General features: G+C 59.3%; 10 protein-coding genes. 3 read left to right on the top strand and 7 right to left on the bottom strand.

The features are described from left to right. Positions 1-53 precede the first annotated feature (53 nt). The gene (locus G3T36_RS17560; RefSeq protein ID WP_163291167.1) at positions 54-971 is read left to right on the top strand and encodes a LysR family transcriptional regulator; all 918 of its coding nucleotides are present in this window, start codon (positions 54-56) and stop codon (positions 969-971) included. On the opposite strand, the gene G3T36_RS17555 is transcribed toward G3T36_RS17560, so the two are convergent. The 4 genes from G3T36_RS17555 to G3T36_RS17540 form a co-directional block, all read right to left on the bottom strand. Beyond that, positions 968-1,603: a 3-oxoacid CoA-transferase subunit B gene (locus G3T36_RS17555; RefSeq protein ID WP_163291166.1), complete on the bottom strand. Its 636-nt coding sequence runs from the start codon at positions 1,601-1,603 to the stop codon at positions 968-970. The genes G3T36_RS17560 and G3T36_RS17555 overlap by 4 nt on opposite strands. Next, on the bottom strand, positions 1,600-2,370 hold the full coding sequence (locus tag G3T36_RS17550; protein WP_163291165.1) for a CoA transferase subunit A: 771 nt from the start codon (positions 2,368-2,370) through the stop codon (positions 1,600-1,602). Before G3T36_RS17550 ends, G3T36_RS17555 begins: the two co-directional genes overlap by 4 nt. Before the next feature lie 50 nt (positions 2,371-2,420). After that, the gene (locus G3T36_RS17545) at positions 2,421-3,941 is read right to left on the bottom strand and encodes a CocE/NonD family hydrolase (protein WP_275690033.1); all 1,521 of its coding nucleotides are present in this window, start codon (positions 3,939-3,941) and stop codon (positions 2,421-2,423) included. A gap of 255 nt (positions 3,942-4,196) precedes the next feature. Further along, positions 4,197-5,612: an ABC transporter substrate-binding protein gene (locus G3T36_RS17540; protein ID WP_163291163.1), complete on the bottom strand. Its 1,416-nt coding sequence runs from the start codon at positions 5,610-5,612 to the stop codon at positions 4,197-4,199. A gap of 648 nt (positions 5,613-6,260) precedes the next feature. Between G3T36_RS17540 and G3T36_RS17535 the strand changes: the two genes are divergently transcribed. Both G3T36_RS17535 and G3T36_RS17530 read left to right on the top strand, forming a co-directional pair. Further along, positions 6,261-6,482, top strand: a complete 222-nt coding sequence (locus tag G3T36_RS17535; protein ID WP_163291162.1) for a hypothetical protein — start codon at positions 6,261-6,263, stop codon at positions 6,480-6,482. A gap of 28 nt (positions 6,483-6,510) precedes the next feature. Further along, positions 6,511-8,949, top strand: coding sequence for an AAA family ATPase (locus tag G3T36_RS17530; protein ID WP_163291161.1), 2,439 nt, complete (start codon positions 6,511-6,513; stop codon positions 8,947-8,949). Between the two features lie 820 nt (positions 8,950-9,769). Here the strand turns inward: G3T36_RS17530 and G3T36_RS17525 are convergent. The 3 genes from G3T36_RS17525 to G3T36_RS17515 are packed head-to-tail and all read right to left on the bottom strand — an operon-like array spanning position 9,770 to position 12,757. Next, positions 9,770-11,281, bottom strand: a complete 1,512-nt coding sequence (locus G3T36_RS17525; protein ID WP_163291160.1) for a tetratricopeptide repeat protein — start codon at positions 11,279-11,281, stop codon at positions 9,770-9,772. Next, entirely contained in the window at positions 11,278-12,351 is a 1,074-nt protein-coding gene (locus G3T36_RS17520) for a protein kinase domain-containing protein (RefSeq protein ID WP_163291159.1), read from the bottom strand. Before G3T36_RS17520 ends, G3T36_RS17525 begins: the two co-directional genes overlap by 4 nt. Further along, the gene (locus G3T36_RS17515; RefSeq protein ID WP_163291158.1) at positions 12,329-12,757 is read right to left on the bottom strand and encodes a transcriptional regulator; all 429 of its coding nucleotides are present in this window, start codon (positions 12,755-12,757) and stop codon (positions 12,329-12,331) included. The genes G3T36_RS17520 and G3T36_RS17515 overlap by 23 nt, the downstream gene beginning before the upstream one ends. Between the last annotated feature and the right edge of the window lie 147 nt (positions 12,758-12,904).

The raw sequence follows: 12,904 nt of genomic DNA, 5'->3' as shown, positions 1-12,904 counted from the left end.
GTACCTTTTATAAACTGAAATGTCGGTTGGTTGTCGATTGATAAACTTGGCGCATGAATCTTTCTATCGAACAACTTCGCGTGATTTCTGCTGTTGCTCAGTCGTCATCGTTTAGTGAAGCTGCTCGAAGCCTTCGCCTGACCCAGCCCGCTGTCTCCCGCACGGTGCAAACGGTTGAAGCCCACGTTGGGGCGCAACTGTTTGCGCGAACCACGCGAATGGTCGAGCTAACGGCGGACGGAATTGAGTTCTTGTCGGTCGCGGCTGCGATCTTAGACGAATTCGATGCTGGCATGGGACGGTTCGCAGCGTTTCAACGTGCGGATCGTGGCCTTCTTACAGTGGCGGCTCTTCCAGTCCTGGCGAGCGGGATGCTTGCTCAAGTCGTCTCCGCTTTTCTGGCGACAAGACCGGAAGTTCAACTGAACTTGGTAACCGGATCGGCGAAGGAGGTGTTGGAACGATTACATTCGGGAGACGCCGATGTCGCAATCACGGAACTACCTACAGAGGCCGCCGGCCTTCTTGTTACACCGCTAGGGAGCGACCCAGCGTGCGCTGTCGTGCCAAGGGATCATCCGTTGGGGCAGATGGGAGAGGTTCGATGGCAGGACTTGATTCATCACAATTTCATCGCGCTCAGCAAAGGGACGAGCGTCAGGCGGCTGACCGACGAAGGCTTCAAGGCGGCAGCCGTTTATCCAAATACGACTGTTACCGTCGATGCGACGGTGACCGCGATTGCGATGATGTCTCACGGCATGGGTATCACTGTGTTCCCTTTGTCGACACAGTCTTTGACGACCGCCGGCGAACTTCGATTCGTTCCGCTGGAAGAGCCAGCTGTCTCTCGCGAGCTCGCCGTCATCGCACCGGCTTCGCCCGCCCCATCAGCGCTCGCGAGACAGTTCTCCGCGACTGTGGTGTCTTTCCGCACGACGCTAGCGGGCGGGCCCCCACAACCCTTCTAACTGAGGATCGCAGCGTCGGAGACAGTTCTGACTCGTTCGACAGTGACCCCAGGTGCCAGTTCTGCGACACGGAATCCGTCGGCCGCCTTGTCAACGTCGAATACCCCGAGAGTCGTGATCACCCTGTCGACGACTCCTGCTCCGGTGAGGGGTAGCGTGCAAGTCGAGACGAGCTTGCTCAGGCCGCCCTTCGACTGGTGGTCCATCACGACAACGATCCGCTTTGCACCGTGGACGAGGTCCATTGCACCACCCATCCCCTTGACCATCGCTCCCGGGATGGCCCAGTTGGCAATGTCGCCGCGAGCGGAGACTTGCATGGCTCCAAGAATCGCGATGTCGATACGTCGCGAGCGGATCATTCCGAAACTCATCGCAGAATCGAAGAAGACCGCACCCTCACGAACAGTGATCGTTTCCTTGCCTGCGTTGATGAGGTCCGCGTCGACCTTGTCCGCTGCAGGGTATGGGCCTACTCCAAGGACGCCGTTCTCACTGTGAAGGAAGACTTCACGTTCGTCCGAAATGTAGTTCGGGACCAAAGTCGGTATCCCAATTCCGAGATTGACGTAAGAGCCGTCGTACACTTCGTGAGCGGCACGCTGCGCCATCTGTTGCCTGGTCCAGCTCATGAGCCCTCACCTAGCGTGATTTTCTCGATAGGTTTGTCGCCTGCGAGTTCTGGTGGGAGGGCCACGATCCGATTCACATAGATGCCGGGCAGATGAACTGAGTCAGGATCAAGCGCTGATTCGGAGAGTTCTTCCACCTCTGCGATGACCATCGCGCTTGCAATCGCGCAGAGCGGGTTGAAGTTGCGCGCAGATTTTCTAAAGATCAGGTTCCCGAATCGATCGCCACGCCACGCTCGAACGAGGCCTACATCGCATGGCAACGCCGCCTCGAGGAGATACTTACCGCGGAACTGATCCAACTCGAAACGCCGAGTCTCCCGTGGCGGAGACGCACGCAGAACCTCACCGTTACCGTTGTAAAGCCAGGGCAGCCCTCCTGTCTCAATCTGAGTCCCTGCGCCTGCGGGCGTGTAGAAGGCGGGAACACCGGAGCCGGCAGCTCTCAGGCGTTCAGCCAGCGTGCCCTGCGGAATCAACTCCACCTCAAGCTCGCCACTGAGGTAACGGCGGGCGAACTCGCGATTCTCGCCGACATATGACGCGACAATTCTCCTGATCCGATTCGACGTGAGGAGCACATCCAACCCATGGCCATCCGTGCCGCAGTTGTTGGACACGATCTCAAGGTCGTCGATACCGAGTTCGTGGACTGCATTGATAAGTGCAAATGGGACGCCGGAGAGTCCGAACCCACCGACAGCAAAACGCTGACCTCCTTCTAGGTCGGAAACAGCGTCGGCAGCGGTCGCACAGATCTTGTTCATGGTTGGATCTTTCGTCCTGGAAATCGAATGGGTTTGGGGCGGCGACGTCGTCAACCCGAACCAAAATCGTCAGAACGAAGTGAGAAGCTAATGGAGAAACCACCCACACCGCCCGACTGGATCACCGGGTGCGCTACCCGCGCCCGGCTTGCATTCGGTGAGGAGTCCCCGTACCCGAGATTGCGGTCAAAATAGGGGTGAGCGCCGCTGGCAATAAGTAAGCCAATCGCATGGCCTTTGGCGAAACAGTGAGCGATTGGCCCGAGGTCGACCTCCAGCGTGAATCCGTCCGGCCCGTTGAGGTCCGGACCTGAGACCCGCCTGATCCCGTCACAGACGTTGAGTGCCGCTCCCGACGGGCCGACATCCAGGACCCGGATAAAGAAGTCGGTGCTCGGCGCGTCTGAACGAACCGACCCGTGAGCCGAAACGCGGCCGGCCGCCAGAAAGTCCTCCTCCAACTGACCGGTTGTGAACACGATCACATCGGACCTGCCGATCAGTTCTCGGTTGTCCTGGGGGCCTCCGATTTCAAGGTTGCCGAACGCGGTAAGCCCAACCGCTGGGGTGGGATCGAGAGGGTCATAGGTCCAGCCGATCTCGGTTGTCTGTAGTTGCGGCTCGGTTGCAAGCCGAAAGTCCGACGTGGCGTAGAGGGTGCGAATGGTCATGTCATCCGGCCAGCGATCGAAATCAACCCATTCGTTCGCTCCGGTGTCAAAGAGGGAGGCCTCGGCTTCGGGCTCACCCTTACCTTTGATGTGTAGGTCAAACCAGGTGACCGTCTCGTCAAGAAATCTGCGCATGTCCAGTGGGCTGTGTGTCCATGGTCCGAAGACGAGTCTTCGTTGTACGCCTGCACGTCCGAGACGCTCGAAATCCTGAAAGATCGGGATGCGGTGGTAGTCATACCAACCGTCGAACAGGAGAACTGGAACAGAAATGCTTTCAGCTACAGACGAGTAGTCGATGGAGTCCCAGTGCGACGAATTCGGTCCGAATGAGAGTCGCTCTTGATAGAAGGGAAGTGATTCCCCGGTTGCGGCCTCGTCCGCTTCGCTGAGCGGCAGCTGGTTAAAAACTTCGGCGCTCGGTGGGGTGTCGGAACCGTCCAGCTCGTTCTGTACGGACCAGGTCAGAGCTTGATCGAGCGTGAAGGAACCGCCGGGGTACCAGGCCGTCACCCGATCGGCGCTGTACTCGGCGATGACCATTGCACGCAACGATGAAGGACATGTCGATGCAGTCGCCCATGCCGTGAAGCCGAGGTAGCTGAAACCGGCGAGCGCGAGGTTGCCGTCGAACCAGGATTGTCGTTCCATCCAGTCGGAAGTAGCCCCGCCGTCTCGCGCTTCGAAGAAGTATGAGGTGGAGGTGCGGGTGTCCTGTACAAGGACCGCGTAGCCATGTGATGCGAGGTGAGCAGCGGCGGAGTTCATCCATGCTCGCCCGTAGGGTGTGCGTATGAGAATTCCCGGAAGTGGCCCAGTAGCGAGGGGCCGCGTTAGCGTCCCATTTAGTAGCATCCCGTCATTTGTCTGAACCGTTACTTCTTCTCGGCCGAGCGGCATCGATCCGAGCGGACCAATTTCGGCCTCGATCTGGATTAGGTCTTCGCGGCCCAACTCTTGAAGCAACGTATTTCTCCTCTAACGTGCGTTGGTTACTCGCGGCAATGCTTGGGGCAGCGATGGCTTGCAATTCGGTGCTGACCGGACAAAGTCAAGGCCTGTTGTAAGCATCGTTGGCATTCTGGTGCCGGCAGCGGGTCGGGGCTGCAGATGGCCGCACCCGACCCGCTGTTATTCCGGCAACAACTGAGTTGGCTACTTCGTCGCCTCTCCGGTGGTGTAAGGGGTGGGAATCAGATTGCGAGCCTTGTCACTCTGGAAAGCCGCGTCCATCCCCTTCAGGAAATCGCCCACAGACTCGGAACCGTTGAGGACCTTGTCAGCGTTGTCGGAGATGAATTGGGTGGCCTTACCACCCCACGATGTCCAGGTCGTGTATCCGACGTTGCCCGATTCGCTCGCCGCCTGCAGGGAAGTATAGACACGCGCGTACCGAGGGTCCACGTTGGACGGGATGTCCGACTTATTGATATTCACGGGCAGCGGGTCGACACCGGTCGCAGCTACAGCAGCCCACATGGTCTTCGTGTCATTAAGCTGCCAGTTGAGGTAGGCCTCTGCGGCATTCGAGTTCTGCGTCTTCTCATTGATCGACAGCGTGTTGCCGATTGAGAGCGGATAGGTGATGGGCACGCCATCTGCAAGCGAAGGCAGTGGCGCCCAATCGAACTCGTTCTTGTTGCCCTTGCCGAAGTACTCCGGCAACGTCACAAACTCCCAGGTCCCGGAGATGTACATGCCTGCCTCACCACTGGCGAGCTGGGTGTATTTCTGAGGGTCGGTCGTCGAGAAGTATTTCTTGACGCCCCCTCCGAACCACCCTTTGTCGAAGTATTCCTTGAGGAGGTCCATCGTCTTGACGAACTCGGGAGCTGTCCAGGTAATCTTTCCGGTGAGCGCGTCGTGGATCTTCTGGGGACCCGCTACCTCATTCATGAAAGCCGAAACGAGCCATTGGGTCGCCGGCGGATAGTCGGAGTTGCCTGCAGCGAACGGCGTTATTCCCTTGTCGAGCATCTTGGCAGCCAAGTCCGCGAGCTCCTGCCGGTTCTTAGGAGGGGTCCACCCGTTCTTCTTGAACAGCGTCTTGTTGTAGAACAGGGAGAGTGTCTCATACCCCTGCGGGAGGGCGACGACCTTGCCATCGACCTTCGCGGATTCCAGAGCCCAGGGCAGCAGTTTGTTCGCCCAGTTGTTCTGTTTCGCCGTGGAAGTCAGGTCCTTCAGATAGCCAGCTTGAGCATACGGGAACACCGACGCGATACCAGATCCAGTGACAATATCGGGACCCTTGCCTGCTGCGAGCGCGATTTGAATGTTCTGGTTGAGCGTATTGACATTCTTCTGCACAGCCTGGAGATCCACCTTCGAATACTGCTTCTGGAAGGGAGTGACATTGAATTTGGTGAAGTCGGCCACCCCCTTCGCGTCGGGCGTGTTCGGCGCGTACCAATACGTGAGTTTCCCCGTCGGCTCACCTGAATTGTTGGCTGCGCTTCCCTGGCCTGTACAGGCGGTCAAAGCTGCCACGACAGCAAAGGTGACCGCGACAGCGCGGATCCTTTTGGCGCGGCGCCCGGCAGGTTGCTCTCGACGGTTGAAGTGAGGCATCTTTGTCCCTTTTCTCTTGGATTTCGTTGTTGCTTTGTGACGGCGGTCCGTGAAGACAGCGGCAGCCACCGCTAGGGGCGCCGAGCTGCGATCAACGAGGCTCAGGTGCGTGCGAGGTGCAAGCCGTGTCGTTGGCTCAGTTTCGCGCAGCACCGTTCATGAACTGAAATGCCAATTGATTGTTGATTGATAACTTCTGCGCATGTATCTGTGCGAGATCTTCGAGTAGTCCCCGCGGTTGCCCCAGCGTCACCGTTCCGTGACGCTGCTAAGCCTTCGTCCAACTGACGACTGTTGCGCGGACGGTCTAGACGGTTGATGCCTTTTTCATCGTCGCCGGCAGCAACCCACCGAGGGCTCGATCGAGGCGGCGCAAGTCGTGGAGTGGAAGGTGATCGGGTGATGTTTGGTAGAAGGTCCGAAGGTTCGAGAAAAAACCTGAGAACGCCTGGACGAATACACTCGGGAAGCTCAAGCACGAACGGAAGGTGAGCCAAGGCAAGCCCAGCAGAAACGACCAAGAGCCAATGCACGTAGGCACTCTTTGAGTGGATTTGAGATTTGCGCGCCAAATCTCCCTTGCAACCGGAACGTGTAGGTGTGCGAGGTGGTGTCGCCAGGTGGAAACGCGGGCAGGCTTCCCAAGGGGTGAAGCAGGCGATCGCGTACGCCTTCAACGGGGTCTGTGATTCGACACTGACGGCCCGCACTGCGGACGGGGTGCTCGCCGCCGCGGGATACGCGGATGCGGTGATGACTCGATACATCGTGGAAAACGGTGCCATCCGCGACGACCTGCTCACCCGCTCCCAGCTGAAGGATTGGGTGGACGGAGTCGACCCGGCTCACATCGGAGCGTCGAGGCCGTGACCTTGAGTCGCCAGTCGCCGACCTGATCTTGGATGCGACGATCAACGCTCCGAAATCGTTCTCAATCGCGGCGATGCTAGACCCGGAGCTGGCGGCCGCGTACGAGGATCTGCAGGATCGGTTGCGGGATCGCATCATCAAGCTATGGCAGACCGAACTCAACGCCCGCCGTGGAAAGCAGGGCGCCATCCGGGAGGACATCGGCAGAGTCGAAGTCGTCGAATTGCGACACGAACGCTCGCGGTCATTGGACCCGCACAAGCACCGGCATCTGTGGCTGAACGTCAAAGTCCAAGGAATGGACCTTAAGTGGTCGAACGTCGACACCAGGGTCGCGTTGCGGTTCCAGAACGTCGTCAACGCGGAAGGCGACCTCGCCTCGCGAACCGACCCCGCATGGATCACCGCGCTAGCGTCGAAGGGCTTCACCCTGAACTCGGACGGGGAAATCGACCAGCTCCAACATCTGGTGCGGCCGCTATCGAAGCGGTCCGCACAGATCGAAACGAACAAGGCTTCTCACCTCCGCGCCTGGAGGGAGCGCCACCCCGACGAGGAGCCCTCTTCCACCGTGCTGACCCAAATCGATCAGTGGGCATGGGCTACTGGTCGACCGAACAAGCCCGGGCACGTGAACGAGGACGATTGGGCGTCAATCGTCAGAGCCGACGTTCTACAAGCTGATCCCGAACTCGGCCGACCGAGGCGCGAGATCGCGATCCGGCCGGCTGCCGTCGAGAGTCTCGATGTCGAGCTTCTGGCTGCGAAGGCGATTGTGGATGCGGACGCTAGATCTACCGGCACGGGAGGTCGGTTCAGCGATATGGACATTCGTGCCGGCGCGATTCGCGCGATCGCAAGCTCCGGCGTCGTCGCCGAGCGACGGCAGTTTGCTGAGGTCCTAGATGAAGTGGTCTCCCGAGCAACGAGCGTTCACACTGTGACGCTTTTAACAGAGCCGAACGTCCCTGCGCACGTCAAGCAAAGAATGGCCATTTCCACCGCGACCTTGAAGGCCACTCTTGCCCGAAGGGTCGAGTTGATATCTGCCCCGGGCGCCACGCTGAGCACAGAGGAGGTGGAGGCGGTTGGCCAAGCAGTCGAGCCTGGACACACGCTTGACAGAGGTCAACTAGCTGGCGTCGCCGCCATAGCTGGAACCTCACGAAGCGTTGCCGTGTCCGGTGCGGCCGGAACTGGCAAGACCACCATGCTCAAGGTCGCGGGTGCTGCACTTCGTCGGCGCGGCCGGAACATGATCATCGTTGCGCCGACCAAGAAGGCGTCGGCAGTCGCTGGCCGTGAAACGCAAAGCGCGTCGTCGTCGCTGCATCAATTGCTCCACGACTACGGCTGGCGATGGTCGACGAACGAGGCTGGAGCGACCCAATGGCGCTGCCTCCAAATCGGCGATATTGATCAGACCACGGGGCTGACGTACACAGGTCCGCGTATTGCAGTTAGTCCGGGCGATCGGATCGTTGTTGACGAGGCCGGCATGCTCGACCTCGAGGGAGCCAACGCACTCGTCGACGTACTGGAACGAACTCATTCGACAGTGGCGCTCGTGGGCGACGAACGTCAGGCGCTGCCAGTGGGGCACTCCGGCGCGATGGCTCTCTTCTGGACCCACTCGGCGGACCAGGTCGAGTTGACTGCGATCCATCGGTTCAAGGATTCTGCATGGGCGAACGTGACGCAAAGGCTTCGCGACCCGCATGGTCGCGAAGCATCCGAAGGCGTCGCTGACGAGCTCATCGATACCGGGCACGTCATTCTTGCAAACAGCGAATACGAGGCACGAGCTCAAATGGTCTCAGCGTGGTTCGAAGCGGTTGAGCAGCGCCAGACGATCGCACTGGTCACCGCGACCCATGCTGAGGCACAAGCGATTAGCGAAGACATCCAATCTGGGAGGGTTCATGCCGGTCAGATCGACACCACGGAATCCACATCAGGTCAAGGAGGCCAGCCAATCTTTGTGGGTGACGTCGTTCAAACTCGCCGGAACGATCACCGTGCCGACGTCCAGAACCGCCAACATTGGGTAGTGAAGCGGATCACGGCGGCACACGTCATTCTCGCGTCCTCCACGGACTCGACCGATGTCAAGAAGATCACCCACGAATACGCCGGCGCCCATCTGCACCTCGGTTATGCATCAACCGTCTATGGCGTCCAGGGCGAGACCACCGATTGCGCTCTCGTCGGCCCAGGTGTTGACGCCGCGGGCCTTTATGTTGGCCTTACTCGGGGCAAAGAGAACAACGACATCGTTCTCGTCGCCCCGACCCGGGCTTCTGCCCGAAGTCAACTCGTCGAGATGATGCAACGCCAGACCATCGAGGAAACGCTGAAAGCGTCCCGCCAAGCTGCTCGAGTCGAGCTCAACCGCGCGGCCCAGAAGGTCACCGACGCGTCCGGGGTTACAACACCCCCGAACATTTCCGCCGCACTCAAGCGATGACATCGACTACCCTCCGGGCAGCCCAACAGTCCGCGCGCGGCGACCTAGGACATTGACCCCCTCTAGAGCGCCGTCCCTGGCGCGGAACCGAAGCAGGGCGACTCCGAGCGCATCCGCCTGGACCCGCGCCTCCGGATATACCCCTCCTGGCACAAAAAGCAGGGCGGATCGCCCGTCTACAGCAGAGCTAGCGGCCGCACGATTCACAAGTTCGACCTCAAGGTTTCCACCGTTGTTCTCCACCCAGCCAAGAAAGTGGTTGCTGTAGAGATCGCAGATGTGTCGCGCCGGAACGTCCATCACACGCGTGTCTGTTGCGCCGAGGTGGACCATCCACTCTCGACACAATTCAATTGCCTCCTCATCCGAAACTCCCCAAGGCCTCGGCGCCGGCATCTCTGTGCTCACATCAACAGTCTGCCGCAACCCCCTGCCATTTGACTACGGATCACGATGCATCCCGGAGTCACGCCAATCGGTCGAACAGCGCGTCTTCGGTCTGGGCGATCACGGATGTCGGAGCCTGATTGTGCGGCTGGCCAATTGGTATCGACGGGTCGAGCGTTCAACGTGCGTTCGCGTCCCACCCGACGCATGGCACCTCTGCCGCTCGCTGACCTGACACGTGCTGACAGCGATCGACACTAACTCGCACCCGGACCGGTCATTTCGTTTAGGTGGTTATGGTCGTTATGTCAGTTGACAGGGGCGAAACGCTGTCGTGTAGCGGAGTTGTCGCCCTAAATCAGCAACGTCACCCACGCAGGACACTTCCTACTCTGACAGCAGCCGAGAACCTCACGCGCAGTTCCCGGTACGTTCAAGTGGTCCAGGCTCCGGGCGCGGAGAAGGCGGCTCGCATGCGGTCAATCAAGAGCGCTACCTCCGGCAGCCGAGCATGTGCAGAGTCGCCCAACGCCGCTTCCCGGACTTCCTGTGCTACCGGCGAGTGTATCCGCAGTTCCTCTAGTGCCCACAGGCTGCTAGCCAGCGCCGACATATCAGAATTGCCCATCCTGCGAAATTCGTTCACAGCCTGAGCATAAAGAGCCCTGCCGGCCCCCGCGTCTCCCATCCTGAACGCAATGAGACCACGAGTTGCGGTAATCGTGACGCGCTCATCAGCGCCTTCGGGGGATTCTGCGTTGCGAAGGTGCTCTTGGGCTTCTGTCGTCATGTCTAGCTTCGCGGCCGCGAAGGCTGCATTGTTTCTCAACATTGAGTCGCCTGGATGGAAGCTGAGCCCGGCACGAGCGACCTCGAGTGCTCCCTCATAGTCCTCCAGCGCCAGGGCGGCAGAATAGGAGGTGCTGAGGGCAGGTTCCAATGCAAATGGCTCATCGCGTTGCCATGCGCGCCCTTCAACCACGGACGCCTCCCATTTGGCCTCGCGAGCGAACGCTCTCGAACGCGCTTCATACCCATGTTCGACGTCAAGGGCCTCTTGCGGAAGCGTGAATCCGCCCGCCTTAGAAGCCCATTCAGCCTGAGCTACGACGTTGTCGTTCGGCTTTTGCAGCGACGAACGAAATAGACCGCGGGCCACCTTAGTCTTACCAGCGCTCAACTCGATGGTCGCCATCTCGCTCCAGAGCTCAGCGAGATCCGCATTCGAGTAATTTCCCACTGCCGCGAGTTCGCGTGCGGTGCGAAACTCTGTGGGCTTCTTGCCGGCGAGTTGCATCGCGCTCATAAGAGGCGCGAGCACCCACGGGTCTTGACGATGTAAGCCGGCGCGACGAAGGACCCACGCAGCCTCATCCGGCTCACCCTGGCTTATCAGCAGGCGCGCTGCGCTCCGCACCACGAACCTATTGGCGGGCGCGAGCTCGAGCGCGATACTGGCCTGACGATTGGCCGACTCTCGGTTTCCGAGCGTGGCGTGGGCAAGAGCGGCATCGATGCGGAATGTTGCGCGGCGAGGGGCGCGCCTGATTACTTGCCGCAGCGCCCGGAGTTTCAGTTGGGCGTGCGAGTTGATCGATGAGAGATCCACAGCACCCTCGGCTAACTCGTTATCGCCCAGCTTGATTGCGTCCCTAGCGAATGCCCAAAGCGCGCTACCCTCCTCCGAGGCGGCAGCGAGCGAATACGCCACCGGATCGATCATCGCCTGATCGACTTGGTAAGTGATAAGGGCGCCAAGATAGTCGGCGATGACGAACCGATCGTTCGAAGACTCGTACCGAGCCCTCAGCGGGGCGAGTTCGGCTTCTGCAGCGACTCTCTGAGCGCTCCTTAGCGGTGCGAGCTCGACGGATGCCTTCGCATCCGAGAAGCTGCGCCATCGCGGGACCACTTCCCGCGCGTCATCAGCAGCCTGAAGGCTCATCGCTGCACTTGTAGTGCTGCACGGCGAACAAGTAGGTCGAGCTCGGATACAGTCCGCTCAAGTGCGAAAGCCGATCCACCTGGCTGCCGTCTTGCCGCGGGATGACCACGAAGTGACGCGTCAGGTTCGCACAAGTATCGGATGATCCGAATCAGATGTTCACCGACGACCTGGGGAAGCTCGGCCTCGATTTGCGCTAACGCAGTTTCGAACGCTTCATCGAGGTAGGGCACCACGCTCTCGTATGAGTCCCCGTAGTATGCCCAGCGGTGGTGTTTGGCGAGGTTGACAGTCAAGAATGTGTTCATCGTTCGGCCGGTGAACATGAACGTGATCAAGCTTCCGAGCTGGTAAAGGTCCGCAGCGAAACGTCGAATGGCGGGGTCGTCGAACTGGTGACGATACTGCTGCTCCGGTGGCGCGTAGGACCGGTCGCCGGGAATGAGTAAGTTGTCGTGAGGGGACTCGGCATCTTCGCGATACGCGCGGCCGAGGTCTGCGACCTTTCCGACGGCTCGCTTGTCCAGGATTGGGAAAACGAGAATATTCGACGGCTTGATGTCCTGGTGCGCAACTCCGATTTGGTGCAGTTGGCGGACCCCAGTAGCAAGGCTGTGCGCATACTCCAACTTGATGACGACGTCGATCTGCTTGGCCCGGCTGAGTGCGACCCTCACATCGTGAGTCGCTTGTTCGAAGATAATGTAGGGCACGGTGCCGATTAGGAAGCCTGGAACTCTGACTTCTCCATGGGTGATGGCAGTCACCACGCGCGACAGCCTCTTGGTCCCGCACATCTCACACAAGTCGCGTTCAGCGCGGAACTCTGCAGAGATGCGGCTCAGCGTGTTGACCAGATCATCGCTCTCAAGCGCTTCCTGGAGATTTAGCACCTTTAGAAATCCTTGGGTGCCATCTGCGCGCACGACCGAGTAGGTGACACTGAAGACCCCGCCGGTGTGTTCTTGATCGAATTGGTTAGGCGGACCCACGGTCCACCCGCCATCCAGCGCCACGCCTTCTAAATGGAGGGCAGCGTTCTGGGCATCAATTGATGTCAAGAGAGTCATCCCCTGAGGCAGATGAGGCTGAATTATCTACCTCTTGAGTGGGTTGGCTTCGACGAATGTGATCCAGGCTTACGCGCATCACGTCCTCGAGATAGGTCTTGTCGGTATCTGAAAGATCTCGCCGTCTTCTAAGAAGCGCGCTGATCTCTGTAATCAGGCTGACCTCTCCTCCGGGCCCGGCATCTTCGCCAGCGACCTCGATGAAATCGTCGGCAGACATCCTCAGCCAGCGGACAATACTTGCGTAACCGTCGAGATCAGGACGCTGCCCGTATCGAAGTCGTGAGAGTAACGAGGGGCTGACGCCTATCTGCGTGGCGGCCTGACGCCACGACAGATTCTCATCGGTCGTACGAGCTTCAAGAACAGCAAAAAGCCGAGCGGTATCGATCTGTGTCTTAGCCATTGCGCTTCCGTTTCTTAAGTCAATTCACCATACCACGGTTGCAACAATGTTGCAGTAGCGAGACAATATGTGTTATAGTTGAATCAATGTTGCAGTTCCGCAACAGGACGCCGACTGGCGAAAGACAGCAACACTCTCCTCGGAAGG

The sequence above is a fragment of the Leifsonia tongyongensis genome (assembly GCF_010686705.1).
GTDB lineage: Bacteria > Actinomycetota > Actinomycetes > Actinomycetales > Microbacteriaceae > Diaminobutyricibacter > Diaminobutyricibacter tongyongensis.
This window is presented reverse-complemented; position numbering and strand designations above follow the sequence as displayed.

Excerpts from the sequence above, each read along its gene's own strand:
- G3T36_RS17560 (WP_163291167.1), top strand. The coding sequence starts at position 54 with ATGAATCTTTCTATCGAACAACTTCGCGTGATTTCTGCTGTTGCTCAG.
- G3T36_RS17550 (WP_163291165.1), bottom strand. The coding sequence starts at position 2,370 with ATGAACAAGATCTGTGCGACCGCTGCCGACGCTGTTTCCGACCTAGAA.
- G3T36_RS17540 (WP_163291163.1), bottom strand. The coding sequence starts at position 5,612 with ATGCCTCACTTCAACCGTCGAGAGCAACCTGCCGGGCGCCGCGCCAAA.
- G3T36_RS17545 (WP_275690033.1), bottom strand. The coding sequence starts at position 3,941 with ATGCCGCTCGGCCGAGAAGAAGTAACGGTTCAGACAAATGACGGGATG.
- G3T36_RS17525 (WP_163291160.1), bottom strand. The coding sequence starts at position 11,281 with ATGAGCCTTCAGGCTGCTGATGACGCGCGGGAAGTGGTCCCGCGATGG.
- G3T36_RS17520 (WP_163291159.1), bottom strand. The coding sequence starts at position 12,351 with ATGACTCTCTTGACATCAATTGATGCCCAGAACGCTGCCCTCCATTTA.
- G3T36_RS17515 (WP_163291158.1), bottom strand. The coding sequence starts at position 12,757 with ATGGCTAAGACACAGATCGATACCGCTCGGCTTTTTGCTGTTCTTGAA.
- G3T36_RS17555 (WP_163291166.1), bottom strand. The coding sequence starts at position 1,603 with ATGAGCTGGACCAGGCAACAGATGGCGCAGCGTGCCGCTCACGAAGTG.